Below are 26,214 nucleotides of genomic sequence, written 5' to 3' on the forward strand. Positions count from 1 at the left end.
TCCTTTCGCGCCGCATCAGGAAGCGGCGGCTGTGATCTCCAAGACGATATCCATCACGAGCGCGGCAGGGTCAAGGTTGACCGCCCGACCGTGGGCGGCACGTGCCCCCATGCTCTGATGGAGGGCAGCCCATTTCATCGCTGCCTGATCGTCAGGCGACAATCGTGCGAGAAGCTGCGCCTCGCCGGGCGCCGCTTCGGGATGCGCCGGGCCCAACACACCCGCGCGCGCGGTACGCGAGAGAAAGAGGTCGATCAGGTTCAGGACGAGGATGAAGCGGTTCTCGTTCGCCTTGCCGACACAGCTTTCGGCCAGCGCCAACGCGCCCAGACGGTCGAGTCGGGGCAGGGTGCCCATCAGATCGACGAGCTTGGCATAGGTCGTCATGCCGTCCTGATTGATCAGCCGGATCGCGGCGCCCACGGATCCACCCGACAGCGCGGCCAGCGCGTGGTGGTCGAGATCTGGCGGCTCGCCTTCCTCTTCGGCGGCGGCAATGGCGGCTTCCATCTGATCGGGTGTGAGCGTGCCCAGCCGCAATTCGCGGCACCGCGAGCGGATCGTCGGCAGGAGCCGCGCGGGCTGATGCGCTATCAGCAGGAAGGTGACGCGCGGCGGCGGCTCTTCGAGCAGTTTCAGCACCGCGTTGGCGGCCTGGGTGTTCATCTCGTCGGCGGCGTCAATGATCACCACGCGCCGCCCGCCCTCGGCGGCAGACAGATGCAGGAAGGAGCGCAGCTTGCGCACCTCATCGACGCGAATGTCCTGTGACAGCGCGGATTCGGTGGCGTTCGCGCCGCGCTTGAGCACGAAGATGCCCGGCTCCGATCCGGCGTGGATACGGCTGAGCGCCGGGTGGTTCGGATCGGGATCGAGGCTGGTGGGTTGTTCCGGCTCGCCGAACAGGCCAGGCCCATTGTCCTCCGGCTGGGTCATCAGGAAGCGGGTGATCCGCCAAGCGAGCGTCGCCTTGCCCACACCGCGCGGCCCGGTCAGCAGCCAGCCGTGATGCAGCCGCCCCATGTTGAACGCGTCGAGGAAATCCTCTTCGGCCCGCGTCTGACCGACCAGACGCAGCGTGTCGCGCGGGTGTCGCGCACCTGGCGCAAGGGTTGGATCGGGAAGGTCGGCGAGGCTCATGGCGGCACTCTAGTTGCGCGCGCGGGCGGTTTCCAGCGGGGTTTTTGCGGAATGCTGTCGGCGCGGGGCGACCAGCCCCGGGCCGCGCCCGACCCTCCCACCGGGAGGGCGCATTGGCGATGACATCGAGGGCACGCGGGTTTTCCTGGGCTTTCGAGATAAAACGCCAAGCCACCAACGTTGCGAAGCGCCCACCCGAGGGTCTGGCGCTGCCCTTAGCTCTGCAGTTCCGCCTGCACGGCACTCAGCACATCGGCGGCAATCGCGTCGGCCTCGCGCGCGCCGTCGATTACGCGGAAGCGGGGCGCAAATTCTTTCGCCAGCGACAGGAAGCCCGCGCGCATCTTTTCCTGCAGGCCGACGCCGAAATCCTCGAACCGCTCTTCGGTGCCTTGCCGCCCCTTGGCGCGCGACAGCCCCACAGCGGGGTCGATGTCGATCAGCACGGTCAGGTCCGGCTCGCGCCCGATCATCAGGGCGTGCAGCTGATCGACCACCGCGCGCAGATCGCCGCGCGAGAGGCCCTGATACATCCGCGTGGAATCCGCGAAACGGTCGCAGATCACCACCTTGCCTGCGGCGAGCGCTGGTTCGATCACGCGCTCCAGATGGTCGCGGCGGGCGGCGGTGAACAGAAGGATCTCGGTCTCCGCGGACCAGCGGTCGGGATCGCCCTCAAGCACCAGACGGCGGATTTCCTCGGCCCCGGGAGAGCCACCGGGTTCGCGCGTCAGAACGACCTCGCGCCCCGCGTCCCGCAGGGTTTCGGCCAGCATCCGCGCCTGTGTGGATTTACCCGATCCGTCGATCCCCTCGAAGCTGATGAACATGCGCGCTTAGCTGTTCACCCGTTCCATCGCCGCCTCGAACGCCTTGCCCGACAGCCGTGCCAGCGCCGCTTTCACGCGCACGACAAAGCCGCCTTTCTTGACGTCCTCGGTGGCGACGAGCGGCACTTCGTTGGCATTGTCGAGGCCCGGCACGGTGATCACCAGCTTGCCGACTTCCTGACCCTGCTTGATCGGGGCCTGCAGCGGACCTTTGAACACGGCCTCGGCAGTCACCTTGTCCTTCGAACCCGCGGGGACCAGCAGCGACAGGTCGGTTTTCGGCGCAAGGCCGACGGTGGATTTGCCGCCCAGCCAGACCGGCGCTTCGGCGAGCTGGGTGCCCGCCTTCGCCACGTCCTTCATCACGAACTGACGGAAGGCCCAGTTCGCGACCGCTTCGCCTTCCGATCGGCGCGACTGCTCGGAGGGCATGCCTGCCAGCACGAAGACGATGCGGCGCTCGCCCATCACCGCGGAGCCTACGAGACCGTAGCCCGCTTCCTGCGTGTGGCCGGTCTTCATGCCATCGGCCTTCCAGTCGGCGGCGCGGATGTCCAGCAGAGGATTGCGGTTCTCGGCATTGGCCGGGGCGCGATCCTTATAGTTGAAATGGGTCTCGCTGAAGAAGTGATAATATTGCGGGAAATGGGTGATGATCCGGCTCGCGACGATGCCGAGATCATGAACCGACATGCGCTGGCCGGGGTCGGGCCAGCCGTTCGAGTTGGCGAACATCGAGTTCTTCATGCCCAGCTCATGCGCGCGCTCGGTCATCAGGTCGGCGAAGGAGGACTCGGATCCCGCCAGCCCCTCGGCCACCACGACGCAGGCGTCGTTGCCGGAGTTGATGATGATGCCCTGGATCAGATCGCGCACGGTGGGGCGGTCGGTCGTGTTGAGGAACATCGTCGAGCCGCCCATCGACTGCGCGTGTTCCGAGACCGGGAAGGTCGTGTCCATCGTGACCCGGCCGTCTTCCAGCGCCTCGAACAGCAGATCGAGCGTCATCAGCTTCGACATCGACGCCGGGGGCAGCGGGATGTCCGCGTTCTTCGCCATCAAAACGGTCTTGGTCGACAGGTCATAGACCCAAGCCGCATGGGCCTTGGTGTCGAAGGCGGCGGCGGGCAGGGCGAACAGGCAGGCTGCAAGCGTGGCGGCGATCAGGCGAATGAAGGTCATATCTTCTGCGTAGTCCTATTTCGAGACGGGGTAGGCGTCGGGATAGCCCAGCCCGTGAATTTTGGTCTTGAGCGCGTCGAGGTCGGATTTCGTGGGCGCAGGGCCCGCGATCACGCGCCAGAAGGTCTTGGAATGGCTCTGTTCCTTCTTGATCTCGGCGATAACGCCCGCCTTGGCCATCTGGCTCTGGGCGCGTTTCGCATTCGCCTCGACGGAGAAGATGCCGATCTGGATATAGCCCGCGCCGGTGCTCATTTTCGGCGTGCTCGGCTGCGGAGTTGCCGCAGCTACCGGGGCTGCGGGGGCGGGCGCCGGGGCAGGGGCCGCACCGATTGCGGGCTTGACTGGTTTCGCTGCGGGCTTCGGCGTGCCTTGGGCCTTGGCGATGCCGGCCGCTGCGGTCGAGGTTACCTCGTCGAGCGATTTCTGCTCCACCTCTTCAGGGGCCGCGATCACCGGCTTGTCGACGAGCGGCGCGGGCTTGTCTTCCTTGACCGGAACCGTCTCGCGGCGCAGCGCCACGACGGAGAGCTCGGTCGGCGCGCCCGCCAGCAGCCCCAGCGCATCGGCCGCATCCGAGCTGACCTGCAGTTTCGGCCCGGGATTGTCGGTCTCGCGCTTGAACAGCGCCCCGATCACGAATTTGCCGTTCGACGGGTTGCGGATGATCACCCGCTCGGGGTCTTTCACGTTCGGATGCGCGACCCAGACGCCGCCCAGCGAGGGACGCCCGTCCCAGAGGCCCTTTTCGTCGACCGAGAAGACCTGCGGCGCTTCGACGTCGCGCTCGATCATCTTCTGGCCGTTTTCGGTGACGGTCTCGGCGTCGCCGGGGCTTACGGTCTCGTCCGCAGGCTTCTTCTTGAACATCCCGAACGGGGAGCCGCCGCTTTCCTGACAGCCTGCCAGCGCGATCCCCGCGCCCAGCATCAGGGCAAAGCCCGTCACCCGCTTGCGCGTCATCTTCTTCTGCTCAGTCATCCTGTGCCCCTTTTCGCGCGGTTTGCCCGCCTCTTGCCTGCGCGTCAGCACCGCTTGCGCCATGCGTTACGCGCGATCCTAGCGATTTGCAGAGCCCGTGAAAAGCTGCCCCAACGCCCACGCGCGGAAAACGGCGCGCAAGACTTTCAGAATCGCGTGAAGCGGTCTAAGCGAAGCCGGTCGGAGGAGTGGCAGAGTGGTTTAATGCACCGGTCTTGAAAACCGACGTAGGTGAAAGCCTACCGTGGGTTCGAATCCCACCTCCTCCGCCAGCGCATCGCTTCCATGCCCAAGAACGATCCCGTCGTATGCCGGGAAAGCCTCCGCCAGCAGGGGGTGAGGGCTCATTCTCAGAACATCACACCTCGAAGGAGGGCGAGACCTGCCTGAGCATCCGGGTTGCGCTCAATTTGCGGGCAGTCTGCTTTGGGAACAGCTTCAATAACGTGCATGTGTGGGCATGAGAGGGGGGCGGCCACTGCGAAGTAACATGTCTATTGACACCTTCGTGATCGATTCCCTAGCTTGAGGTAAGCGCCGAGCAAATGTGCTCGTCATGGCGCGTTGAACCCTCAGATATGTCGGCAATTCCGCCTCCAAAGCAGTTTCTGCTTCTGGGGGTTTTTGTCGTTGGAAGATCGAAAATGACACGTCTCGACCTACAGATCGGCCTGCTTTTCTCGACCACCGGCGCATACGGTAGAGTTGCGCATACGCAGCTCAACGGCGCGCAGCTTGCCTGCGACGAGATCAATGCGGATCCGAGCGCGGCGGTCACGTTCCATCCCATCCATATCGACCCCGAGAGTGATCTGCACAAATACGCGCCGGCGGTGCAGAGCATGTTCGACCAAGGCATCCGCCATATCTGCGGGTGCTACACCTCGTCGAGCCGCAAGGAAGTGATCCCGCTCTTCGAGAAGCATGACGCGCTGCTGTGGTATCCGACCCATTACGAAGGCTTCGAGAGCTCGACCAACGTCATCTACACCGGTGCGGCCCCGAACCATCACATGTCGCCGCTCATCGATTTCCTCTGCGCCCGCTTCGGTCGCCGCGCCTATTGCATCGGCTCGAACTATATCTGGGGCTGGGAAAGCAACCGGGTGATGCGCGAAGAGCTGCAGCGGCGTCGCGGCGAAGTGGTGGCGGAGCGGTATCTGCCGGTCGGCGAGACCGATATGGCCGCCATCATCGAGGAGATCCTCGAGACCAAGCCCGATTTCGTGTTCAACGCGCTGATCGGCGAGTCCTCTTACGCGTTCTTCCGGGCGTTCCGGGAGACCTGCGAGGCGCGCGGGATCGAGCAGACCACGCGCTTCCCCATCGCGAGCTGTAACCTGTCGGAGCCCGAACTTCGCGCGATCGGCCCGGTCGGGGCCGATGGGCAGATCAGCTCCAGCGTCTATTTCTCGTCCCTCGCGGGCGAGCGCAACAAGCGCTTCGTCGAGGCCTATGGCAAAGCCTTCCCCGAGGGACCTGTCGTTTCCGCCGAAGCCGAAGCCGCTTATGTCGCCATTCATATGCTCGCGAAATCCATCGCCGATGCGGGCACCGCGTCGGTGGGGGCGGTTCTCGAAGCGGCTGCGGGTCAGGTGTTCGACGCGCCGCAAGGCCGGGTCACGATCGACCCTGAAACCTACCATGCCTCGCTCACGCCCCGCATCGGGCTGTCGCGCGCGGATTTCGAGTTCGACATCCTGCTCGAAGCGCCCGAACCCATTGCGGCCGACCCTTACCTTGTGTCCTCGACGACGACCTTCGAGCCGGCGGAGCGGCGCAGGAACGTGAGGGTGGTTCAATGAAGACACCCCGGATCGCGCAAAACTTCCGCGGCCGCAGGGCCGTCATCTTTACCACCGAGGGCCGCTCGCTGGGCATTCTCGAAACGACATTGCGTCGGTTGGGGCTGGAGCCGGATACCCGTCCCGTCTCGCCGCGCCAGGTTTTCGAACTGCCCGAAGACATGAGCCCGGAGTCCGACCTCGTCATCATCGACGGCGACCTGAACCTTCCGCAGGCCTGGCCCGAGAGTTACAATCTGTCGCCCCAGCATGCGCCGTGTCCGACGGTCGGGCTGGTCGGAACGGAAGCGCCGAGCCGTCTCAAGGCGATGCTCCAGCTCGGGGCCGCGTCCTTCCTGCAAAAACCGATCCATAGCGGCGCCGTCTATTCCGCTCTCTATCTGGGCGTGAACGCGTTCGAGCAAATCGACGGCCTCAAGGCGAGCCTCGACGATATGGGCGAACGCCGCCGCAAACGGATTTACGTCATCAAGGCTGTCGCTGCGCTCATGCGCCAGCGCGGGCTTAACGAAGATGCCGCATATGACCTTCTGAGAAAGGAGAGCATGCGCGCGCGCGTCAGCGTCGAGGACCACTGCGAGTCCCTGATGCTGGCAAACCCGGACAGCGATCTCGATCGCGGTGAAACGAAAAAGAGGTGTCAGGCGCGCTAGCCCAGCAAGGCACCCGGAAAAACCTCAACAAGGAGTTGAAAATGACCAGGAAACTGATCAGCACCGCTTCGGTGCTCGCTACCCTATTGTCTTTTGCAGGGCCCGTGATGGCTCAGGACGCCGAGCCGATCAAGATCGGTGTCCTCGAAGACCAGTCGGGGGATTTCGCCCTCGCGACCATCGGCAAGGTGCATGGCATCCAGCTGGCCACCAAGGAAATCAACGACGCGGGTGGTATCGCCGGTCGTCCGATCGAACTGGTGACCTACGACACACAGTCGGACAACACGCGCTATCAGGAATTCATGCGCCGCGTGCTGCAGCGCGACAAGGTGGACGTGGTCTTCGCGGGCTTCTCCTCGGCCTCGCGTGAAGCCTATCGCCCGATCGTCAACCAGTTCGACGGGCTGGCCTTCTACAACAACCAGTATGAAGGCGGCGTCTGCGACGCGAACATGATTGTCACCGGCGCGGTGCCGGAGCAGCAGTTCTCGACGCTGATCCCCTACATGATGGAGAAGTACGGCAAGAACGTCTACACCATCGCCGCCGACTACAACTTCGGTCAGATCTCGGCCGAATGGGTGCGCAACATCGTCAAGGACAATGGCGGCGAGATGGTGGGCGAAGAGTTCATCCCGCTCGGCGTGTCGCAGTTCTCGCAGACCATCCAGAACATCCAGGCGGCCAAGCCCGACTTCGTGGTGACGCTGCTGGTGGGCACGGCGCAGTCGTCCTATTACGAGCAGGCCGGTTCGGCGAATGTTGACCTGCCGATGGCGTCGTCCGTGAACGTGGGCCAGGGCTACGAGCATAAGCGCTTCACGCCCCCGAGCCTGAAGGACATGTATGCGACGGTGAACTATGTCGAGGAAATCGACACGCCGGAAAGCAAGGCCTTCGTCGAGAAGTTCCACGCGATGTTCCCCGACGAGCCCTACATCAACCAGGAAGCCGAGAACTCCTACGCGGCGGTCTATCTCTACAAGGAGATGGTCGAGAAAGCCGGCGGGTCCACCGCTCTGGAAGATGTGCGCGCGACGCTTGCCGATGGCAACCTGTGCTACGACGCGCCCGAGGGCGAGATGTGCATCGATCCGAAGAGCCAGCACACCTCGCACACGATCTATCTGGCCCATGTGCTCGAAGATCACTCGATCGAGTTCCCGAAGAAATGGGATGACATCAAGCCCTACTGGCTGGGCGATGTCGGCTGCGATCTGACCCAGAACGACCCGAGCGACCAGTACACCCCGTCGCACCTGCCGACGGAGTAATCCGACGCGTCGCGGATGCGGGGCCCCTTGGCTCCGCATCCGTCCCCTCCCGGATTTTCCTGCCCGGATTTCCCTGAACGACGGCCACCAAGAAAGGGACGGTCTATGGAGTTCCTCTACTCTCTTTTCAGCTTCTTCTATCAGTTCGGAGACGCGTTCGCCTTCCTCGTGCTCAGCGCCTGCGGCCTCGCGGTGATCTTCGGCATGATGGGCGTGATCAACCTCGCGCATGGCGAGTTCATCCTCTGCGGCGCCTATGTCTCGACGAGCGCCACCCATATGGGCGTGCCCCTTCCGATCGCGATCGCGCTGGGCTCTCTGGCCGCCGGTATCGCCGGGATGATCGTCGAGGTCGTGGTGATCCGCCCGCTCTACAAACGTCCCCTCGATACGATCGTGGCCACTTGGGGGATCTCGATGATCGTCACCCAAGGCACGCTGATCGTGCTGGGCACGACGATGGCCGGCAGCGGCACGCCCTTCGGCAGCTTCACCGTCGGCGACTATTCCTATTCGATCTATCGCATCGTGCTCGTGGTGATGGCGCTCGCGACGCTGGCCGCCTTGTGGCTGATGTTCACCAAGACGCGCTTCGGCATCCTTGCCCGCGCCACGATCCAGGTGCCGCATGTGGCCGAGGCGCTCGGGGTCAACACCAACCTGATCTACAGCCTGACCTTCGGTCTGGGCGCGGCGCTCGCGGGGCTTGCCGGTGGGCTTTACGCGCCGACGATGACGCTCGTGCCGACGATGGGGGCCGCCTTCATGGTCGAGGCTTTCGTGACCGTCGTCGTGGGCGGCGCAGACATCTTCCTCGGGACGGCGCCTGCCGCGGTCGTGCTTGGCTTCATCAAAGCGTCGCTGACCTCCTGGCAGGGCCAGCTTGCCGGCCAGATCGGCATGCTCATCGCCGTCATCATCGTGATCCGCATCCTGCCGCGCGGCATCAGCGGCAAGATCCTGAAAGAAAGGGCCTGACGTGAGCAGCGCATCCCGTTTCACTTCCATTCTGAAGCTCATCGAGGGGCCGCAAACCCTCGGCAAGGGACCGAAATTCTGGTCGGGCTTCACCGTCGTCCTGCTCGCCGCCTGCGCCTATCCGGCCTTCGCGGACAGTTACGACGTCGGCAATAACGTCTACTTCTTCAATTGGCTCTTCATGGCGATGGGGCTGAGCCTGATCTGGGGCTATGGCGGGGCGCTCAGCTTCGGCCAGACCGCCTTCTTCGGGGTCGCGGGCTACGCCTACGGGGTCCTGACGATCAACCTGGGCGACGCCTACGGCCTGACGCTGCTCTCGCTGGTGCTGGCGGTTGGCCTGAGCGCACTCTTCGCGGCGATCCTTGGCTACTTCCTGTTCTTCGGGCGTATCAGCGGCGTGTTCCTCGGCATCGTGACACTGTCGGTGACGCTGGTGCTCGAGCGCTTCATGGCGCAGACGGCGGGGCCCGAATGGGCGATCGGCAAGGCGCGTCTGAACGGCTTCAACGGCATGGGCGCGATGCCCTCGCTGACGATCCCGTGGCCGGGCGGCAATATCGTGCTCTATCCGGACGTGACCCTCTACTACGTCACGCTGGCGCTGCTGCTGGTCTGCTATCTCGGCCTGCGCATCCTCGTGAATTCGCGCTTTGGCAATGTCATCGTGGCGATCCGCGAGAACCCGATGCGCGCCGAGATGCTGGGCTATGACGTGCGCAAGTATCAGCTTGCGACCTTCGTCATCGGCTCCGCGCTCGCCGGGCTGTCGGGGGTGCTCTACACCTCCTGGGGCAATTACATCACGCCCGCCTCGATGGGGATGACGGCGGCCTCGCTGCCTATCGTCTGGGTCGCGGTCGGCGGGCGCACGGACCTCACGACCACGATCATCGGCACGCTCGCGGTGCTGATGGTGTTCCAGTCGCTCACGATCTACGGCAGCCAATACGCGCTGATCGTGATGGGGACGCTGCTGGTGATCACCGTTCTGATCGCCCCGCGTGGCATCGTCATCGCGCTGCTCTCACCCTTCATGCGCCGGAAATCCAAACTTGAAGGAGAGCGGTGATGGCCATTCTCGAAACACGCCAGCTCAACAAGCATTTCGGCGGGCTCCACGTCACGGGCAATGTCGATTTCGCGCTTCAGCCCGGAGAGATGCACTGCCTGATCGGTCCCAACGGGGCGGGCAAGAGCACCTTCTTCAAGCTGATCCTCGGCGAGCATCTGCCCGATAGCGGCGCGATCCTCTATGACGGCGAAGAGATCACCCGCGCGAAACCGTTCGAGCGCATCCGCAAGGGGATCAGCGTGAAGTTCCAGGTGCCCGGCATCTTCAAGGAACTGAGCGTCCAGCAGAACCTGACGATTGCGCTTCAGCACCATGTCGCGCCAGAGATCCTGCAAGAAGAGATCGACCGGCTGCTGGAGTTCCTCAAACTCTCGCAGGACCGCAAGCAGCTCGCGGGCAATCTCAGCCACGGTCAGAAGCAGTGGCTCGAGATCGGCATGGCGGTGGCGCTCAAGCCGCGCCTGCTGCTGCTGGACGAGCCGACCGCGGGGATGACGCCCGACGAGACTTTCGCCACCGGCGAGATGCTTCAGGAGCTGAACCGCGAGGGCATGACCCTGCTGGCGGTGGAGCACGACATGGCATTCGTGCGCCAGATCGCCCACCAGGTCACCGTGCTCCATTTCGGCAAGATTTTCGCGCAGGGCACCATCGACGAGATCACCGCCGATGAACGTGTCGCCGCCATCTATCTGGGAGAAGTCGATGCGTAAGGATGTCCTTCTCGACGTGATCGAACTCAATGCGGGCTACGGCGGCAAGCCGGTGCTGCAGGGCGTCGATTTTCAGGTCCGCGAGGGCGAGATCGTCGCCGTGATCGGGCGCAACGGGGTCGGCAAGTCGACCCTGATGAAAACGCTGATCGGGCTGCTGTCGACCGACAAGGGGTCGATCAACCTCGACGGCGCGTCGATCGATCTGCTCTCGGCGCATAAACGGGCGCGCAAGGGCATCGGCTATGTGCCGCAGGGCCGCGATGTCTTCCCGCGCATGACCGTGCTGGAAAACCTGCTCGTCGGCGAAAGCATCGCGGGCAAGTCCACGCCCGGTAAGGTCGAAGAGATCTTCCGCTATTTCCCGATCCTCAAGGAGCGCGCCGATCAGCGCGCGGGCACGATGTCGGGCGGTCAGCAGCAGCAGCTCGCCATCGGGCGCGTGCTGATGGGCGATCCGTCGATGATCCTGCTCGATGAGCCCTCCGAGGGGATCCAGCCGAACATCGTGCAGGACATCGCGCGCATCATGGTCGAGCTGAACCGCGAGACCGGCGTGACCGTCGTCTTCGTGGAGCAGAATGTCGACATGATCCGGGCGATGGCGCAGCGCTGCTACGTCATGGACAAGGGCCGGATCGTCGCCGAGCTCGACCGCGAGATGCTGCAGGACCGCGACACGATCCGACGATACCTGTCGGTCTGACCTCCCCGGAACAATCATGGAATTTGCAAGTAAAAGGAGCAACTTATGAGCTGGTTTGAAGAATCCATCATGGCGCGCAAGGGCGTGGCGAAAGGTCAGACCCTCGAGAAGCGCACGATCACCGAGGAAGAACAGGGAAGCTATCCCTACATCTACACCGCCGGGACCGAGCCGGTCCTGACCGTCGATCCGGGCACCGTCGTGAGCGCCGAGACCCATGACGCGTTCGAAGGCGCGATCAAGTCGGAGACCGACAAGCCGACCGAGATCCTGAACTTCCCGTTCCTGAACCCGCAAAACGGCCCGATCTACGTGAACGGCGCCGAGAAGGGCGACACGATCGCGGTCTATATCGAAAGCATCGTGCCGCGCGGGCCGCAGCCGCGGGGCACCACGGTGATCATGCCCGAATTCGGCGGTCTGGTTCCCACCTTCGAGACGGCGCTCCTGACCGCGCCGCTGCCCGAGGTGGTGCGCAAGCTCGACATCACCGTCGAGGAGGGCACCAAGTGGAACGACAAGATCAGCCTGCCTTACGAGCCCTTCATCGGCACGATCGGCACGGCGCCGATCGCGGAGGCGATCTCCTCGCTGGTGCCGGACTATTACGGCGGCAACATGGACCTTCCCGATGTCGCACCGGGCGCGGTCGTCTATCTGCCGGTGCAGACCGAGGGCGGGTATCTGTTCCTCGGGGATTGCCACGCAGCCCAGGGCGACGGTGAACTTTGCGGCGTCGCGGTCGAGCACCCGACCGTCACCACCGTGCGCATCGACCTGATCAAGAACTGGACGATCAGCACGCCGCGTCTGGAGAACGAAGAGTTCTACATGACGGTCGGCTCGGCACGCCCGATGGAAGACGCCGCGCGCGGCGCTTACCGCGAGCTGATCCGCTGGATGGCCGCCGATTTCGGCTTCGACGAGATCGACGCCTACATGCTGCTGACCCAATGCGGCCGCGTGCGCCTCGGCAACATGGTCGACCCGAAATACACGGTCGGGGCTTCGGTCCTGAAGTCGATCGTCGGCATCGCTGAATGAGCTTAGGGCCGCGCCCCTATCCCTTGTTGCGCGGTCTTTAACCTGTCGCCTCTGCCTTGGAGGGCAGCTTCTTGGGTGGAGGCGACCTTTTTCTTCCCGGCTTCGACCGTCCCTGCAGCCTCATCGGTTCGCGCCACGGGTCGAGCTTCGTCACTTTCGATCCACCCCGCCCGGCTCCGGCTCGGGCGATGGCGGCACCATGCCCGCCAAACGGAAAAGGAGTCTCTCATGTCCGCTCAAACGAAACCCGATTTGCCCGATCTCGGAACGCTCACCGTCGCCGCCGTTCAGGAGGGGCTGGCCTCGGGGGCGTTCACCGCAGAGGCGCTGACCGAAGCCTGCATCGCTCAGGTCAAGGCGCTGAACGGCAAATACAACGCGATCATCTTCGAGAATGACGCAGCCCTTGAGACCGCCCGCGACATCGACCGGCGGCGCGCTGCGGGCGAGGCGCTGGGGCCGCTGGCCGGGGTGCCGATCGTCGTGAAGGATCCGATGGACATGGCGGGCATCCCCACCACGGCCGGTTGGCGGCTGCTCTATTCCGGGACGGGCGGCGTCGATCTGATGCCCGAACGCGACAGCCCCGTGGTGGCCCGGATGCGCGCCGCCGATGCGGTCATCCTCGGCAAGACCAACGTGCCGATCCTCAGCTGGACCGGAACGCATGCCAATGACAGCTGGGCCGGTCCCACGATCAACCCCGCGATCGAGGACCGCGCGCCGGGCGGGTCGAGCGCAGGCACGGCGGCGGCGGTCGCTACCCATATGTGTGTGATGGGGCTGGCCGAGGAAACCGGCGGCTCGATCCAGAACCCGGCCTCGGCGCAGGGGCTGGTGGGTATCAAGCCGACCATCGGGCTGGTGCCGAATGCCGGTGTCGTGCCGCTCTCGGGCAATCGCGACGTGGTCGGGCCGATCGCGCGCACTGTCACCGATGCCGCCCTCGGCCTCGATGTGCTGGCGGGGTTCACCACCGAAGATCCCAAGACGCTCGCCTGCGTCGACAAGATTCCCGCGGGTGGCTATGCCTCGGGCCTGTCGAAGGACGGCCTGAAGGGCAAGCGGCTCGGGCTTTACGGGCCGGGCTGGCGGAAGAACGAACTCTCCCACGAGGCGTCGGATCTTTACGATCGCGCGAAAAGCGAGCTTGAAGACCTCGGCGCGGTTCTGGTCGACGACCCCTTCGCGGGCACCGATTTCGCAAGCTATCGCGAGATCACGCCGGGCACGCCCTTCTTCGACGGGCGGGGGCTGGAATCTATCCCCTATGACATGACGAAATATCTCGAGCGGCTGGGTCCGAATGCGGCGATCAAGACCTGGGAGGAGTTCGTCGACGCCACCAAGGAGGAAAACGTGCTCGCGAAGGGGGCGATCCTCGGCTTCCTCAACGAGCTGCCTGATTTCGTCGAGGCGGTGAAATCTCCGACCACGCCGCCTGCGCTGCCCGCGTTCACGGCCCTGAAGCGGACCTATCTGCTGCTGATGGAGGAAGTCTTCGCACGTCACGAACTCGACGCGCTCGTTTACCCGCAGATGCTCTGCGAATTGCCGGGCCTGCATTCGGGCGACGCGATCCTCGAGACCACCGTCGGGGAGCTGAACATCGCCGGTATCCCGGGTGTCACCGTGCCCGCGGGCTACTACGCTTCCGGCGCGCCGTTCGAGCTGATTTTCCTCGGCCAGCAGTGGAGCGAGCACGCCTTGATCCAATGCGCCTATGCCTATGAGCAGGGCACGCTGCACCGCAAACCTGCGGTCTGATCGGTGATTTCGGTTCGGTCTCGGCTGGTGCGCGAGACCGAACCGCGTAGCTCTATGCCTTCGGCGTAAGGCGCGCAGGTCAGGACGCCGGGATCAGCACGATCTTCCCGGCGTGGTGTTTTTCCTGAAACACTTTTTGCGCCTCGACGATCTGATCGAGCGGGTAGGTGGCGGCCAGCAGGGGCCGGATTTCGCCCTTCTCGACATAGGAGATCAGGTTGCCGAAGACCGGCGCGTCCCATGCGGTGCAGCCGATCAGCGTGATGTCCTTGAGATACATGTCGCGCATGTCCAGCTCCACGACTGGTCCGGCAATCGCGCCCGACGAGGCATAGCGCCCGCCGCGCCGGAGCAGTTTCAGCATCGTGCCAAATCCCGGCCCGGCGACGTTGTCGATCACCACGTCCACGCTGTTCTCGCCGATCGCCGCTACGGGATCGTCCTCGCGGCAGAGCACCTGATCCGCGCCGATCTCCAGCACGATCTCGCGCTTGGCGGCGCTGGTGATGGCAACGACTTCCGCGCCGCGCCGTTTGAGGAGCTGAATCAGCGCCGAGCCCACGCCGCCCGAGGCGCCGGGCACCAGCACGCGCTCGCCGTCCGTGACGCCTGCGCGGTGGATCATGTTCTCGGCGGTGCCGTAGGCGCAGGGCAGGGTGGCGAGTTCGGCGTCGCTCCAGTCGCTGTCGACGGCGAAGACCTCGCCTGCGGGCACTTTCACATATTGCGCGAAGGCCCCGTCGAAATTGGAGCCGAACCAGACCGTGTCCATCGAGGAGAAATCTTTCTCGCGCATGCAGGAGCGCACCAGAACGCGGGTGCCGATCAGAGCCGCATCGCCGCCGTCGCCCACCGCGACGACCCGGCCGCAGCAATCGGTGCCTTGGATCAGAGGGAATGGCGTGGCCCCGCTCCAGCCGCCATCGGCATGCTCGGCGTCTTCGCGCGACTCCTGCGTGCCGGATTTGACGTCAGAAGAGTACCAGCCCAGCCGCGTGTTGATGTCGGTATTGTTGATGCCCGCCGCGAGCACCTGCAGCAGCACCTCGCCGGGCCCCGGTTCGGGCATCGCGACCTCGCGGTAGTCGAGCCGCTCGTAGCCGCCCGTTCCCGTCGTGACCACGGCCATCATCGTGACTTTGGGCCTGTCGCTCATGCTGCTTTCCTCTCGAAACCGATCCGTCTGAGGAATGAGTTAGGGCGCGGTCGGGATAAACCGAGCCGCGCCCTGACATTGAGCCTCGAAGCTTGATCGGGCCCGCCTCAGCGCGCCACGCAATCCGCGAAGTAATATGTCTGGCCGTCCTCGCCGGCCTCCGTCACGAGGCCGTGGATATCGGTTTCGAAGCCGGGACATTCGCGGGCGAATTCGCGGTTGAAGCGCAGGTAATCCACGATCTTCGCGTTGAAGACCTCACCGGGGATCAAGAGCGGGATGCCCGGCGGGTAGGGGGTCACGAGGCTCGTCGTGATCCGGCCTTCCAGCTCGTCGATCGAGACGCGCTCGGTCTTGCGGCGCGCGATATGCGAGAAGGCCTCCGACGGGGTCATCTCGGGGTGATGGTCGGTCAGGTAGATCTCGGTCGAGAGCCGCGCGACGTCGTATTTCGCGTAGAGCGAATGGACGTGCTGGCTGAGATCCTTCAGCCCCATGCGCTCGTAGCGCGGGAATTTCGCCGAGAATTCCGGCATCACGCGCCAAAGCGGCTGGTTCTTGTCGTAATGGTCCTTGAACTGCTGCAGCGCGGCCAGCAGCGTGTTCCACCGGCCCTTGGTGATGCCGATCGTGAACAGGATGAAGAAGCTGTAAAGCCCGGTCTTCTCGACCACGACGCCATGCTCGGCGAGGTATTTCGACACGATCGAGGCGGGGATGCCGGTCTCGTCGAAGCGGCCCTCGATATCGAGGCCGGGAGTGATGATCGTGGCCTTGATCGGGTCGAGCATGTTGAAGCCCGGCGCCATGTCGCCAAAGCCGTGCCAGCTATCCGAGCCGGTGGTCTCGACGCCCTCGGCATCGGTCTTCTTGAGAACCCAGTCGCGGGTCGCGGCCATCCCGTCGCCATCGGCGCGGAAGTCGGTCGGGCCCCAGACCTGGAACCACCAGTCCTCGGGGCCGTATTCCTCTTCGACCTTCACCATCGCGCGGCGGAAATCGAGCGCCTCGACGATGCTTTCCTCCACAAGTGCCGTGCCGCCCGGAGGCTCCATCATCGCCGCCGCCACATCGCAGCTTGCGATGATCGAGTATTGCGGGCTCGTGGAGGTGTGCATCAGGTAGCTCTCATTGAAGAGATGCCGGTCGAGCTTTTCTTCCTTGCTGTCCTGCACCAGCACATGGCTCGCCTGCGAAATCCCGGCGAGCAGCTTGTGCACGGATTGCGTCGCATAGGTGATCGACTTGGTCGTGCGCTCGCGCTTGCGGCCCATCGCGTGATACTGGCCGTAGAACGGGTGGAAGGCGGCATGCGGGATCCACGCCTCGTCGAAATGCAGGTTGTCGACCCAGCCATCGAGAAGCGACTTGATCACTTCGGTATTGTAGAGAACCCCGTCATAGGTCGACTGCGTCAGCGTCATGATCCGGGGCTGGACATTGTCGGTGTCGTAATCGGCCAGTAGCGGGTTCGCCCTCATCTTGGCGCGGATCGCTTCCGGTTCGAATTCCGAGCGCTGGATCGGGCCAATGATGCCCCAGTGGTTGCGCGTGGGCTTGAGGAAGACCGGGATCGCGCCGGTCATGATGATCGCGTGCAGGATCGACTTGTGGCAGTTGCGGTCGACCACGACCACGTCGCCCGGCGCGACCGTGTGGTGCCAGACCATCTTGTTCGAGGTCGAGGTGCCGTTGGTCACGAAGAAGCAGTGATCGGAGTTGAAGATCCGCGCGGCATTGCGCTCGGAGGCGCCGATCGCGCCGTTATGATCGAGCAGCTGGCCCAGCTCCTCCACCGCGTTGCAGACATCGGCGCGCAGCATGTTTTCACCGTAGAACTGGTGATACATCTGCCCGATCGGCGATTTCAGGAAGGCGACGCCGCCGGAATGGCCCGGGCAGTGCCACGAGTAGGAGCCGTCCTCGGCATAGTCGAGCAACTGCTTGAAGAAGGGCGGCTGGATGCTTTCGAGATAGCTCTTCGCCTCGCGAATGATGTGCTTGGCGACGAATTCCGGCGTATCCTCGAACATGTGGATGAAGCCGTGCAGCTCGCGCAGGATGTCGTTGGGCAGGTGGCGCGAGGTCTTGGTCTCGCCATGCAGGAAGATCGGCACATCGGCGTTTTTCCAGCGCACTTCCTCGATGAAGGCGCGCAGCTTCTCGACCGCCGGGTCCAGTTCGGGGCCGGAGGAGAATTCCTCGTCGTCGATCGCCAGCACGAAAGCCGAGGCGCGGCTTTGCTGTTGGGCGAATTGCGACAGGTCGCCGTAGCTGGTCACGCCGAGCACTTCGAACCCGTCGGCCTCGATGGCTTGCGCGAGTGCCCGGATGCCGAGACCGGAGGTATTCTCGGAACGAAAATCCTCGTCGATGATGACAATCGGGAAGCGAAATTTCATCAGGGGGGTCCTCTCTCGGGCCTGTCTGGGTCGGGCGAATGGGGCGCGTGCGCCGCGCCCTGTTCATTTCAGCCGAATATAGGCAAGGTCAAGCCCGTGCGGGAGACCCTCTCGCACGGGCAGGGCCCGATCAGCTCTGGATATGGGCGAAGCCCTTGCCGAGGATCGGGCCGGTCGGGCGCCCTGTGGGCGAGCCGCCTGCGGGTTCCAGCGTGATCTCGTAGAGCTGCTGCGGCGCAGGAGCGGGCAGGTCGGGCCCGCTCAGTACCGCAGGCGCCACCCGGTCGAGCGTGCCGAGCGACACCGGGCCCGTTTCCGGCGAAGGAAGGGTCCAGGCCTGAATGGTCTTGTCCGAGGGCAGCGTCACATCGGCGACGAAGCGAATCTTGGCGTCGCGATTGCCATAATCCTCGATCACGGCCTGCGGCTCGCCCGATGCGTTCATCAGAACGGCGACCACGCGCGGCTCTGGCGTCGGGCGCAACGTGCCGGTGCCCAGACCCACCGCGAGACCGATGATCCCCGCCGCGATCAACCAGCGCCGCTTCGTGTGCGGGGCTTGCGGCAGGTTGTCGGCTTGCGGCGGGACCGGCGTGATCGTCACCCCCCGCGGGGTCGCATCGTCGCGCGCAGGTTCCGCCGCGATGCGTTCGCGCAGGCGCTCCATGAAATCATCCGGCAGGTCGGCCTTGGGCGCCGAGAGGTCGAGCGGGAGCAACCCGTCGCGCAGCGCCGCCACGCGGGCCTCCAGCGCAGGGTCGCGCGCCAGCAGTTCCTCGAACAACTCGGCCTCGGTTTCCCCGAGCAGGCCAAGGACGTAATCATCTGCGATGGCGTTGAGGTCGGTCCGGTTCAGGCTCATGACAGGCACTCCCTCAGGCTGGCCAATCCGCGCCGGATCCAGCTTTTCGCCGTGCCCAGCGGCACAGACTGACGCGCGGCGATCTCGCCATGGCTGAACCCGCCGACATGGGCGAGCAGGATCGAATGGCGGCTGGCCGGGTCGAGCGCCTCGAGGCAGTCGCGCAGGCGGCTGGAGCCTGCGAGCATCTGCCAGCCCTCTTCGGGCACGCTTTGCTCGCGCGCATCCTGCAACGCCCCCAATTCCTCGGGCGAGAGCAGGCTCAGCCGTTTGCCGTCGCGCAGAATGTTCAGGCAGCGGCTGCGCAGGACGGTATAGACCCAGCCCTTGGCCGAGCCGGGATTGCCGCTGAATTGCCCGGCCTTGCGCCAGATGCGCACCAGCGCCTCCTGCAAGGCTTCCTCGGCCAGATCGGTGCGGCCCAGGATGCGCTTGGCCACGCCCAGCATGCGCCCGCCTTCCAACGCCACCAGCCGCTCAAGCGCGCCCGCATCGCCCTCGGCGCACTCGTGCAGCGCCTGCGCAACGGGGCAGCTTTCCGCTTTCGTCATAAACGCTCCCATGTTCCGCCTGCCGCGCGGCGGTCTCTCCCGGACCAAGTTCTTCACGATTTTCTCCTGTTTCCAAGCTCTAGACCCGCGAAACAGTCGATTGGATGAAAATAATCTTGGATTTCGGTCGAAAAGCGTGGCGCTCAACGCAATTGCCGGGCGGCTTCGGCGATCATCTCTTGCGTATGGAGCACGCGCGCTGGGGCGCTGCGCCCGCGCCGGGAGGCCAGCCACAGCTCGTGCCAGCGACGCTTCGGCAACGGGGTGACGGAGAGCTGCGCCTTGTCCGCGAAGGCCTCGACCCCACTGCGCGGCAGGAGGGTGTAGCCGATCCCCTTTGCCACCGGGGCAGGGATCTGCCCGATCTGGTTGACCGAGCCGCGCAGGCGCAGCCGGTCGGCACCGGGATAGGCCTCGGGGAAGTTCAGCTTCAGCAGGTCGTCGGCATAGGCGTAGCCGTCTGGATGGGCGATGAAGCCGTGCGCGTCGAGATCGGCGAAGGTCTCGGGCGGCGCGGCCCCGGCAGGCAGCAGGAGGCACAGCTCCTCGCGCCCGATATGCTGCGCCTCGAGCCGGGCGTGATCCGGGTCCGCGCCGAGTACGCCGAGGTCGAACCGTCCCTCCAGCAGTCCCGCCAGAATATCCGCTTGTGGCGCGGCCTGCAGATGGACGCTCAGCTCGGGCGCGCTTTGCATCCACTCCAGCAGGATCGGGTAGAGCAGCATCGCGAAACTGCCTGAGCAGGCGATATGCACCGGCCCCGCATCCCGATCATCGGTTTCGATCGCGTCGCGCAGGCGTTTCTCCTCGGCCCGCCGCGACAGGCCGAGCGCGAAAACCGCCTCGCCCGCCGGGGTCAGCGTGAAGCTCTTGCCCTGCCACGTGATCAGCTTTTGTCCGACCTGAGCTTCCAGCTTCTTGAGGTGCTGGCTCACGCCCGGCTGGGTCATGTGCAACCGCTCCGCGGCGCGGGTGAAATGCCCGGCCTCGCAAAGCGCGGTGAAGGTTTCGAGCCAGGTTGCGTTCAGCATAAGAGATAACGGATCGTTATTGTTTGGATGAAGTATGATAATTTCACATGAGGGGTGCGGCAATCCATATCGCTGTCATCGCAACCTGAAAGGAGCCTTGAGATGGCAACCACCCCGCGCACCTTCTCCCATATCGGCCTGTCGGTTCCCGACCTCGAGGCCGCCGTGACGTTCTATTCCGAGGTTCTCGGGTTCTATGTCGTGATGGAGCCTTCCGAGGCCGTCGAGGATGACAGCGCCATTGGCGTGATGTGCACCGATGTGTTCGGGCCCGGTTGGGGCTCGCTGCGGATCGCGCATCTGTCGACCGCCGATGGCATCGGTATCGAGATCTTCGAGTTCCCTGGCAATTACGCGCCAGAGGACAAGCTGGAACACAAGCGCCACGGCACCTTTCATTTCGCCGTGCAGGACCCTGATGTGGAAGGGTTGACCCAGCGCATCGTCGACGCCGGCGGGCGGCAGCGGATGCCGATCCGGGAGTACTTCCCCGGCACCAAGCCTTACCGCATGGTCTATGTCGAAGACCCGTTCGGCATCGTCTTCGAGATCTACAGTCACAGCTATGATCTGACCTATTCGGCGGGCGCCTACGTCTGATCTTTCTCACCGGTCCCGTCACTCATGGGGCCGGTGTTTTCTTTGCCTCGCAGGGGGGCGCGCACGACCTCGCAGAAAAAATTTCGATTTCCTGCATCCAATCCGCATCTGGCCGGGTCTAGGGGGCATGGACGGCGCGAAAGGCGCTTGCCGCGAACAGGGAAACGAAAGGAATAACCATGCTGAAACTGACCCTCTCGACCGCTCTCGTCACCGCAATGGGCGCAAGCGGTGCCTTGGCGGCCTCGGCCATCGGCCTCGTGGGCGACAAGACGCTCGTGATGTTCGATACCGAGACGCTCGAAGTCACCGGCACGATGGATGTCACCGGCACCGCGAAGCTGCACGGGATCGACCTGCGCCCGTCGAACAAGACGCTGGTCGCGGTGGATGCCGATCAGGCGCTCTACACGATCGACATGGAAAGCGGCGCCGCGACGAAAGTCTCGCAGATGGACAAGATGCTGCCCGTGGACGGGCCGGTGATCGTCGATTTCAACCCGAAGGCCGACAAGCTGCGCTTCATGTCGGGCACCACCAATCACCGCGTGAACGTGGAAACCGGCGAAGTGACCGTCGATGGCAGCCTCGCTTATGAGGAAAAGGACATGCATGCGGGCGAGGCCCCGGCTATCGCGGCGGCCGCCTACGCCAACAGCTACGGGATGCCCGACAGCACCGCGATGTATGACGTGGATTCCACCATCGTCGCGCTGATCCAGCAGACCTCGCCCAATGACGGCACGCTCGCCGCCATCGGCAAGTTCGGCATCGACATGCCGGGCGAAGGCTATGCGTTCGACATCCAGACTACCGAAGACATGAAAAACACGGCGTGGCTCGCCACCGGGAACATGCTCTACACCGTCGACCTCGAGAGTGGTGAGGCGATGGGCAAGGGCATGGTCGAAGGGGCCGGCGGCGACATCCGTGACTTGACGATCCTGCCGGCGATGTAAGTGGGGCGCCGGTTGTGGCCGGTTCGTCAAGACGAGGCCACCCGGAGTCCCCCGGGTGGCCTCACCAATTCGGGTGCAGATCACGCGCGAAACCGCCGCAAGCGGGCGCGCGCAGGCGCAGGCTGAAGTAAACTATTCTTTCCAAACCCTTAAAATTCACCGTGCCGTGCCCCAATTGTGATCAATTCCCGATCCCAATTTCGAGAAGGGCGAGCCCCAGATGACCGAACCCACCAAACGACTGAGCGCGGCCGAGACCAAAGGCCTGCGCACCGCCAAGGAATTGGAGGGCCATCTGGCCTGGCTCGACACGATCACACCTGCGGCGCTGGGCGTGCTGGCGATCGCCTCGGGGATCTATACCTATCTCGGCGTGTCCTCGATCCTCGAGGATAACGGCGCGATGAGCTTCTTCGCGGCGCTGGCCTATTCCATCGCCGTCTCGGTCGGGATTTTCGTCTTCTGGAGCTACATGCTGCGGCTTCTGCCCGCGATGCGCACGGCGAGCGGGTTTCTGGGGCTGACGGTCTCGACCATCGTCGGCTCTCTGGCCATCGTCGCGATGTCGAGCTGGCTCAATGCGGCGGCGCTGGCGGGTTCGGCTGCGGTGGAGCAGCATCTGGACACCACCGTGCGCGACTACCAGTCCGCGCTGGAGCAGGCCCATGACATCGCGCTCTCGGCGCAGGCGCTGGGCCGCGAGGTCGAACGCGCGCGTGCCGCCTTCGAGGCGCTGGCGGATCAGGAACAATCGGGCCAGCTTTCGGGCACGGCAGGGCGGGGCGCGGTGTTCCGCGTGCTGACCCAGAAGACCGAGGAACTGGCCAATCTCGAAGAGCAGATCCGCGCGCAGCAGCCGCTGATCGACGACTCCTTCGAGACCGGCAACCAGATCCTCGGGCGGATGCGCGCGCTGATCGTGGCGCCCGGTCCGGTGGAGAAACGCTCGGTCGAATTCGCCGAGCAGAGCGTGCGACTGGCGGGCGTGATCGCGCGGCTTGATCAGCTGTCTGTCGCGCCGCTGGTGGCGCGGGCGGCGCAGGATCTGCCGGCGTCGGTCGTGCTGCCGGAACTCGACGGGCGCACCACCAATGTCCGCGATGCGCAATCTTCGACCATCGATTCCGTTCTGGAAGCGCTCGATCAGCGGGGCCGCACGCTCGAGCGCGCCGCCGACGAGGTTCTGGCCCGCGATCCGCCGATCCAGACGGCCTATAACCCGATCACCAGCGCCGAAGCCGTGATCCGCTACGCGGGCAGTTTCGTGCCTTCCTGGGCCGGTGCAATCGCGATCGACCTGCTGCCCGCTGTGCTGGTCTTCGTGCTGGCGGTGACGCAGGCCGCGATCCGTTCGGGCCGCGACGGGCTGCCGATCGAGGAGACGCTGACGCTGGCCGATCTGAAAGCCGCGCTGAACGCGATGCGCGATGTCGAGCAGACGATGGGGGGCGCCGATGCCGAGATGCTCAAGCGGGTGTCCGAAAAGGTCGATCCGCCTGCGCCCGCGGATCCGCCGCCGCGCCCTGCGGAGAGCTGAGCGATGCGCCTGTCGCTGCCAAACTTCGACCGGTTCGACGTGCGCCGATGGCTGCGCGTCGTCCTGCTGGTGCAGGTCGGCATCGCCGTGGTGATGATCGCGGGCGACTGGCTGGGGCGCTACCGCCCGCAGCCGCCCTCCGCCGTGCCGGAAATGACCGAGCCGGTCGCGCCGGGCGATCAGCGCCGCCGCTTCGATCCCGCACGCCCGACGCCGCGCCGCGATGCGCCTGCGCTGCCGCCGGGTATCGAATTGCCGTCGAACTATCCCGACCGGCTGACCTTCGAGCGCGAAGAGGTCGAGGGTATTGGCTCGGTGCTGCTGCTGAACGGCGCCATCGCGCCGGGCGATGCGGATCGGCTGGAAACCTATCTCGCGGGGCTCACCGAAGGCGACGCGCCCGAGGAGGCCCCGGCGACGATCGCACTCAGCAGCCCCGGCGGCGAAGTGAGCGAGGCGCTGGCGATTGGCCGCGTGCTGCGCGAGGCCGAGAAGAACACCGTGATCCTGCCCGGCATGGCCTGCATGTCGGCCTGTCCATATATTCTCGCCTCCGGACAGGAGCGCCGCGTCTCGCCCGACGGATATGTCGGGATGCACCAGCACTATTACGACGAGAACCTCTACATGCCCGCCTATTTCGCGGTCGAGGAAATCCAGCGCGGGCAGGGGCGGACGATGGAATATCTGATCGACATGGGCGTCGATCCCGGCGTGATGATCTATTCGCTGACCACCCCGCCGGAAGATATCTACATCCTGCTGCCCGAAGAGCTTCTCGACAGCCAGCTCGCGACGGCAATGCTTGAGTGATCCGGCGCGGCGATACCGCCTGACGACGTTGGGTCAACCTGCGATCCGAGCCTGCCTCTGCGCCTGAACACGAAAACTTCGTCTACTTCCGGTTGACGGCAGGATTTAGCCGAGTAGAGAGGCCATCGCGATTTTGTGCTGGCGTTTGCAGTGCGTGATCCGACACAACAAAGAAAAACAACGTGGGTGCACGATGCGCCCCGACTCCTGAGCAGAAGCGAGCTACCCTCGTGTCAGATACCCTATCTCCGACCGGGCAGAAGCCTGCGCCGGTCTCGGTTCAACCTTTCCAGTTCCGCGGTCTGTTCCTGACCGCCATCGCGCTACGGCTCGAGACAGACGCGCCCGATGACGTGTTCTATGCCGCGCTCGATGCGCAGCTCGCGAAGACGCCGCATCTGTTGGCCGGAGCGCCGATGGTGCTGGACTTCGCGCAGGTGCCGGAGTTCTCGAAACCGGCCGATGTGCGCGACATGATCGACAACCTTTTCGCGCGCGATCTGCAGATCTTCGGGGCGCAAAACGCCACCGAGGCGCAGCTAAACGCGGTAAAAGGCTACGGAATTATTCCGATCAAGGTGGGCCGCGAGACCGCGATGCCCGAGCCGAAGCCGCAAAAACCGCAAAAGCCGCAGCCCGCGGCGAAGCGGGCGGCCCCCCCGGTCCCGCGCAACAAGGTCGTGCAAACGCCGGTGCGTTCGGGCCAGATGATCGTGGCCGAACATGGCGATCTGACGGTGGTCGGATCGGTCGCGTCGGGCGCGGAACTGGTCGCGGCGGGCAACATCCACGTCTACGGCACGCTGCGTGGACGGGCGATGGCAGGCGCACATGGCGATGAGAGCGCGCGCATCTTCTGCCGCCAGCTCGACGCCGAATTGCTCGCGATCGCGGGCCTTTACAAAACGAGCGAAACCATCCCCGCGGAGCTTCGTCGCAAGCCCGTGCAGGTTTTCCTCGACGATGACAAACTCTGTGTGGAGGCGTTCGAATGACGCAACTCAAGGACGATTCGCCGCTCGGCAAGGTGATCGTGATCACCTCGGGCAAGGGGGGCGTGGGCAAGACCACTTCCGCCGCCGCAATCTCTGCCGGTCTCGCCAAGCGCGGCCATAAGACCGTCGTGATCGATTTCGACGTGGGCCTGCGCAACCTCGACATGATCATGGGCTGCGAGCGCCGCGTGGTGTTCGACTTCATCAACGTCATTCAGGGCGATGCACGGCTCAAGCAGGCGCTGATCAAGGACAAGCGGGTCGAGACGCTCTCGATCCTGCCGACCTCGCAGACCCGCGACAAGGATGCGTTGACGCAAGAGGGCGTCGAGAAGGTGCTCGACGAGCTGCGTCAGGAATTCGACTACATCATCTGCGACAGCCCCGCCGGGATCGAGCGCGGCGCGCAGCTCGCGATGTTCTTCGCCGATGAGGCAGTCGTCGTGACCAACCCCGAAGTCTCCTCGGTGCGCGACAGCGACCGGGTGCTGGGCCTTCTGTCGTCCAAGACCCGCCGGGCCGAAAGCGACGGCGAGCCGGTCAAGGCGCAGGTGCTGCTGACCCGTCACGACCAGTCGCGCATCGACAAGGGCGAGATGATGACGGTCGAGGACGTGCTGGAGCTTCTGGCGGTCCCGCTGATCGGTATCGTGCCCGAAAGCACCGCCGTTCTGCGTGCGTCGAACACCGGCATGCCGGTCGTGCTCGACGAGCCGTCGAGCGCGTCGGCGGCCTATGACGACGCGGTCTCGCGCCTGCTGGGCGAGGATATTCCGATGCGCATTCCGGGCGAGAAGCGTCCCGGCTTCATCGGTCGTCTCTTCGGGCGGTCCGCATGAGCCTGTTCGGTTTCTCGCTCAAACCCCGCCGCGCGAAATCGGCGCAGACGGCCAAGGACCGTTTGCAGATCCTGCTCGCGCATGAACGCGGAAGCGGGTCGGCGCAGGCCGACTACCTTCCCGATCTTCAACGCGACATCCTCGCGGTGATCCGCAAATACATGCAGATCGAAGAGGATGGCGTCGATATCCGGATGGAGCGCAACGACGATATCTCGAGCCTCGAGATCAATATCGAGATGCCCTCGGATTCGGAGAAAGCCGCCAAATCCGCGAAGTCCGCGAAACCGGCCGCCAAGTCGGCTGCACGGAAGTAAG

At 64.5% G+C, this 26,214-nt stretch carries 25 protein-coding genes and 1 tRNA gene; 17 read left to right on the forward strand and 9 right to left on the reverse strand.

The window, feature by feature from the left end:
* Positions 1-15: 15 nt before the first annotated feature.
* The 4 genes from BMI85_RS13485 to BMI85_RS13500 all read right to left on the reverse strand — a co-directional run bounded on the left by BMI85_RS13485 (position 16) and on the right by BMI85_RS13500 (position 4,133).
* Positions 16-1,140, reverse strand: a complete 1,125-nt coding sequence (locus BMI85_RS13485; protein ID WP_078601661.1) for a DNA polymerase III subunit delta' — start codon at positions 1,138-1,140, stop codon at positions 16-18.
* Between the two features lie 215 nt (positions 1,141-1,355).
* Positions 1,356-1,970 carry a dTMP kinase gene (tmk, locus tag BMI85_RS13490; RefSeq protein WP_078601662.1) on the reverse strand — a complete coding sequence of 205 codons (615 nt, stop codon included), beginning with the start codon at positions 1,968-1,970 and terminating at the stop codon, positions 1,356-1,358.
* 6 nt (positions 1,971-1,976) lie between these two features.
* On the reverse strand, positions 1,977-3,152 hold the full coding sequence (locus BMI85_RS13495) for a D-alanyl-D-alanine carboxypeptidase family protein (protein ID WP_078520229.1): 1,176 nt from the start codon (positions 3,150-3,152) through the stop codon (positions 1,977-1,979).
* Between the two features lie 15 nt (positions 3,153-3,167).
* Complete coding sequence (locus tag BMI85_RS13500; protein ID WP_078601872.1) at positions 3,168-4,133, reverse strand: SPOR domain-containing protein; 966 nt, start codon at positions 4,131-4,133, stop codon at positions 3,168-3,170.
* Positions 4,134-4,315: 182 nt separating this feature from the next.
* On the opposite strand from BMI85_RS13500, the gene BMI85_RS13505 reads away from it, so the two are divergent.
* From BMI85_RS13505 to BMI85_RS13550, 10 genes are all read left to right on the forward strand, one after another.
* Positions 4,316-4,405: transfer RNA gene (locus BMI85_RS13505), tRNA-Ser, on the forward strand.
* Between the two features lie 372 nt (positions 4,406-4,777).
* Positions 4,778-5,938, forward strand: coding sequence for a transporter substrate-binding domain-containing protein (locus BMI85_RS13510; protein ID WP_078601663.1), 1,161 nt, complete (start codon positions 4,778-4,780; stop codon positions 5,936-5,938).
* Complete coding sequence (locus tag BMI85_RS13515; RefSeq protein ID WP_078601664.1) at positions 5,935-6,591, forward strand: ANTAR domain-containing protein; 657 nt, start codon at positions 5,935-5,937, stop codon at positions 6,589-6,591. Before BMI85_RS13510 ends, BMI85_RS13515 begins: the two co-directional genes overlap by 4 nt.
* A 41-nt stretch (positions 6,592-6,632) precedes the next feature.
* Positions 6,633-7,868, forward strand: a complete 1,236-nt coding sequence (locus tag BMI85_RS13520; protein ID WP_078520575.1) for an urea ABC transporter substrate-binding protein — start codon at positions 6,633-6,635, stop codon at positions 7,866-7,868.
* A gap of 105 nt (positions 7,869-7,973) precedes the next feature.
* Complete coding sequence (locus BMI85_RS13525) at positions 7,974-8,846, forward strand: branched-chain amino acid ABC transporter permease (RefSeq protein ID WP_078520226.1); 873 nt, start codon at positions 7,974-7,976, stop codon at positions 8,844-8,846.
* 1 nt (position 8,847) lies between these two features.
* Positions 8,848-9,918 carry an ABC transporter permease gene (locus BMI85_RS13530; protein ID WP_078520225.1) on the forward strand — a complete coding sequence of 357 codons (1,071 nt, stop codon included), beginning with the start codon at positions 8,848-8,850 and terminating at the stop codon, positions 9,916-9,918.
* Positions 9,918-10,634, forward strand: a complete 717-nt coding sequence (locus BMI85_RS13535; protein ID WP_078520224.1) for an ABC transporter ATP-binding protein — start codon at positions 9,918-9,920, stop codon at positions 10,632-10,634. The genes BMI85_RS13530 and BMI85_RS13535 overlap by 1 nt, the downstream gene beginning before the upstream one ends.
* The gene (locus tag BMI85_RS13540) at positions 10,627-11,340 is read left to right on the forward strand and encodes an ABC transporter ATP-binding protein (RefSeq protein WP_078520223.1); all 714 of its coding nucleotides are present in this window, start codon (positions 10,627-10,629) and stop codon (positions 11,338-11,340) included. Before BMI85_RS13535 ends, BMI85_RS13540 begins: the two co-directional genes overlap by 8 nt.
* Before the next feature lie 45 nt (positions 11,341-11,385).
* On the forward strand, positions 11,386-12,384 hold the full coding sequence (locus BMI85_RS13545) for an acetamidase/formamidase family protein (protein WP_078601665.1): 999 nt from the start codon (positions 11,386-11,388) through the stop codon (positions 12,382-12,384).
* A 228-nt stretch (positions 12,385-12,612) separates the two neighbouring features.
* Positions 12,613-14,151, forward strand: a complete 1,539-nt coding sequence (locus BMI85_RS13550; protein WP_078601666.1) for an amidase — start codon at positions 12,613-12,615, stop codon at positions 14,149-14,151.
* Between the two features lie 79 nt (positions 14,152-14,230).
* On the opposite strand, the gene BMI85_RS13555 is transcribed toward BMI85_RS13550, so the two are convergent.
* The 5 genes from BMI85_RS13555 to BMI85_RS13575 all read right to left on the reverse strand — a co-directional run bounded on the left by BMI85_RS13555 (position 14,231) and on the right by BMI85_RS13575 (position 20,153).
* Complete coding sequence (locus tag BMI85_RS13555; RefSeq protein WP_246832561.1) at positions 14,231-15,307, reverse strand: alcohol dehydrogenase family protein; 1,077 nt, start codon at positions 15,305-15,307, stop codon at positions 14,231-14,233.
* Positions 15,308-15,414: 107 nt separating this feature from the next.
* A complete protein-coding gene (locus BMI85_RS13560) occupies positions 15,415-17,709 on the reverse strand; it encodes an arginine/lysine/ornithine decarboxylase (RefSeq protein WP_078601667.1) in 2,295 nt (764 codons plus the stop codon).
* A gap of 130 nt (positions 17,710-17,839) precedes the next feature.
* Positions 17,840-18,571: an anti-sigma factor gene (locus tag BMI85_RS13565; RefSeq protein ID WP_078601668.1), complete on the reverse strand. Its 732-nt coding sequence runs from the start codon at positions 18,569-18,571 to the stop codon at positions 17,840-17,842.
* The gene (locus BMI85_RS13570) at positions 18,568-19,122 is read right to left on the reverse strand and encodes a sigma-70 family RNA polymerase sigma factor (RefSeq protein WP_078601669.1); all 555 of its coding nucleotides are present in this window, start codon (positions 19,120-19,122) and stop codon (positions 18,568-18,570) included. The genes BMI85_RS13565 and BMI85_RS13570 overlap by 4 nt, the downstream gene beginning before the upstream one ends.
* Positions 19,123-19,265: 143 nt before the next feature.
* Positions 19,266-20,153 (reverse strand): LysR family transcriptional regulator, encoded by an 888-nt coding sequence (locus tag BMI85_RS13575; protein ID WP_078601670.1) that lies wholly within the window; start codon positions 20,151-20,153, stop codon positions 19,266-19,268.
* Positions 20,154-20,255: 102 nt separating this feature from the next.
* On the opposite strand from BMI85_RS13575, the gene BMI85_RS13580 reads away from it, so the two are divergent.
* The 7 genes from BMI85_RS13580 to minE all read left to right on the forward strand — a co-directional run bounded on the left by BMI85_RS13580 (position 20,256) and on the right by minE (position 26,213).
* Positions 20,256-20,753 carry a lactoylglutathione lyase family protein gene (locus tag BMI85_RS13580; RefSeq protein WP_078601671.1) on the forward strand — a complete coding sequence of 166 codons (498 nt, stop codon included), beginning with the start codon at positions 20,256-20,258 and terminating at the stop codon, positions 20,751-20,753.
* A 179-nt stretch (positions 20,754-20,932) separates the two neighbouring features.
* Positions 20,933-21,712 (forward strand): DUF4394 domain-containing protein, encoded by a 780-nt coding sequence (locus BMI85_RS13585; protein WP_143595086.1) that lies wholly within the window; start codon positions 20,933-20,935, stop codon positions 21,710-21,712.
* Between the two features lie 220 nt (positions 21,713-21,932).
* The gene (locus BMI85_RS13590; RefSeq protein WP_078541783.1) at positions 21,933-23,249 is read left to right on the forward strand and encodes a hypothetical protein; all 1,317 of its coding nucleotides are present in this window, start codon (positions 21,933-21,935) and stop codon (positions 23,247-23,249) included.
* A 3-nt stretch (positions 23,250-23,252) separates the two neighbouring features.
* Positions 23,253-24,062: a hypothetical protein gene (locus BMI85_RS13595; RefSeq protein ID WP_078601672.1), complete on the forward strand. Its 810-nt coding sequence runs from the start codon at positions 23,253-23,255 to the stop codon at positions 24,060-24,062.
* Between the two features lie 230 nt (positions 24,063-24,292).
* Positions 24,293-25,057, forward strand: a complete 765-nt coding sequence (gene minC / locus BMI85_RS13600) for a septum site-determining protein MinC (RefSeq protein WP_078547897.1) — start codon at positions 24,293-24,295, stop codon at positions 25,055-25,057.
* Positions 25,054-25,896, forward strand: a complete 843-nt coding sequence (gene minD, locus BMI85_RS13605; protein WP_078520208.1) for a septum site-determining protein MinD — start codon at positions 25,054-25,056, stop codon at positions 25,894-25,896. The genes minC and minD overlap by 4 nt, the downstream gene beginning before the upstream one ends.
* Positions 25,893-26,213: a cell division topological specificity factor MinE gene (gene minE, locus BMI85_RS13610; RefSeq protein ID WP_198453191.1), complete on the forward strand. Its 321-nt coding sequence runs from the start codon at positions 25,893-25,895 to the stop codon at positions 26,211-26,213. The genes minD and minE overlap by 4 nt, the downstream gene beginning before the upstream one ends.
* Position 26,214: the final 1 nt, after the last annotated feature.

It is taken from the genome of Thioclava sp. DLFJ4-1 (assembly GCF_002020145.1).
Taxonomy (GTDB): domain Bacteria; phylum Pseudomonadota; class Alphaproteobacteria; order Rhodobacterales; family Rhodobacteraceae; genus Thioclava; species Thioclava sediminum.

Bases quoted from the DNA above. Each gene is read 5' to 3' on its own strand.
- BMI85_RS13560 (WP_078601667.1), bottom strand. From the start codon at position 17,709: ATGAAATTTCGCTTCCCGATTGTCATCATCGACGAGGATTTTCGTTCC.
- BMI85_RS13565 (WP_078601668.1), bottom strand. From the start codon at position 18,571: ATGAGCCTGAACCGGACCGACCTCAACGCCATCGCAGATGATTACGTC.
- BMI85_RS13585 (WP_143595086.1), top strand. From the start codon at position 20,933: ATGCTGAAACTGACCCTCTCGACCGCTCTCGTCACCGCAATGGGCGCA.
- BMI85_RS13595 (WP_078601672.1), top strand. From the start codon at position 23,253: ATGCGCCTGTCGCTGCCAAACTTCGACCGGTTCGACGTGCGCCGATGG.
- BMI85_RS13580 (WP_078601671.1), top strand. From the start codon at position 20,256: ATGGCAACCACCCCGCGCACCTTCTCCCATATCGGCCTGTCGGTTCCC.
- BMI85_RS13525 (WP_078520226.1), top strand. From the start codon at position 7,974: ATGGAGTTCCTCTACTCTCTTTTCAGCTTCTTCTATCAGTTCGGAGAC.
- BMI85_RS13550 (WP_078601666.1), top strand. From the start codon at position 12,613: ATGTCCGCTCAAACGAAACCCGATTTGCCCGATCTCGGAACGCTCACC.
- tmk (WP_078601662.1), bottom strand. From the start codon at position 1,970: ATGTTCATCAGCTTCGAGGGGATCGACGGATCGGGTAAATCCACACAG.
- BMI85_RS13500 (WP_078601872.1), bottom strand. From the start codon at position 4,133: ATGACTGAGCAGAAGAAGATGACGCGCAAGCGGGTGACGGGCTTTGCC.
- BMI85_RS13545 (WP_078601665.1), top strand. From the start codon at position 11,386: ATGAGCTGGTTTGAAGAATCCATCATGGCGCGCAAGGGCGTGGCGAAA.
- minD (WP_078520208.1), top strand. From the start codon at position 25,054: ATGACGCAACTCAAGGACGATTCGCCGCTCGGCAAGGTGATCGTGATC.
- BMI85_RS13520 (WP_078520575.1), top strand. From the start codon at position 6,633: ATGACCAGGAAACTGATCAGCACCGCTTCGGTGCTCGCTACCCTATTG.
- BMI85_RS13495 (WP_078520229.1), bottom strand. From the start codon at position 3,152: ATGACCTTCATTCGCCTGATCGCCGCCACGCTTGCAGCCTGCCTGTTC.
- BMI85_RS13555 (WP_246832561.1), bottom strand. From the start codon at position 15,307: ATGAGCGACAGGCCCAAAGTCACGATGATGGCCGTGGTCACGACGGGA.
- BMI85_RS13570 (WP_078601669.1), bottom strand. From the start codon at position 19,122: ATGACGAAAGCGGAAAGCTGCCCCGTTGCGCAGGCGCTGCACGAGTGC.
- BMI85_RS13515 (WP_078601664.1), top strand. From the start codon at position 5,935: ATGAAGACACCCCGGATCGCGCAAAACTTCCGCGGCCGCAGGGCCGTC.
- BMI85_RS13540 (WP_078520223.1), top strand. From the start codon at position 10,627: ATGCGTAAGGATGTCCTTCTCGACGTGATCGAACTCAATGCGGGCTAC.
- minE (WP_198453191.1), top strand. From the start codon at position 25,893: ATGAGCCTGTTCGGTTTCTCGCTCAAACCCCGCCGCGCGAAATCGGCG.
- BMI85_RS13510 (WP_078601663.1), top strand. From the start codon at position 4,778: ATGACACGTCTCGACCTACAGATCGGCCTGCTTTTCTCGACCACCGGC.
- BMI85_RS13535 (WP_078520224.1), top strand. From the start codon at position 9,918: ATGGCCATTCTCGAAACACGCCAGCTCAACAAGCATTTCGGCGGGCTC.
- BMI85_RS13590 (WP_078541783.1), top strand. From the start codon at position 21,933: ATGACCGAACCCACCAAACGACTGAGCGCGGCCGAGACCAAAGGCCTG.
- BMI85_RS13575 (WP_078601670.1), bottom strand. From the start codon at position 20,153: ATGCTGAACGCAACCTGGCTCGAAACCTTCACCGCGCTTTGCGAGGCC.
- BMI85_RS13485 (WP_078601661.1), bottom strand. From the start codon at position 1,140: ATGAGCCTCGCCGACCTTCCCGATCCAACCCTTGCGCCAGGTGCGCGA.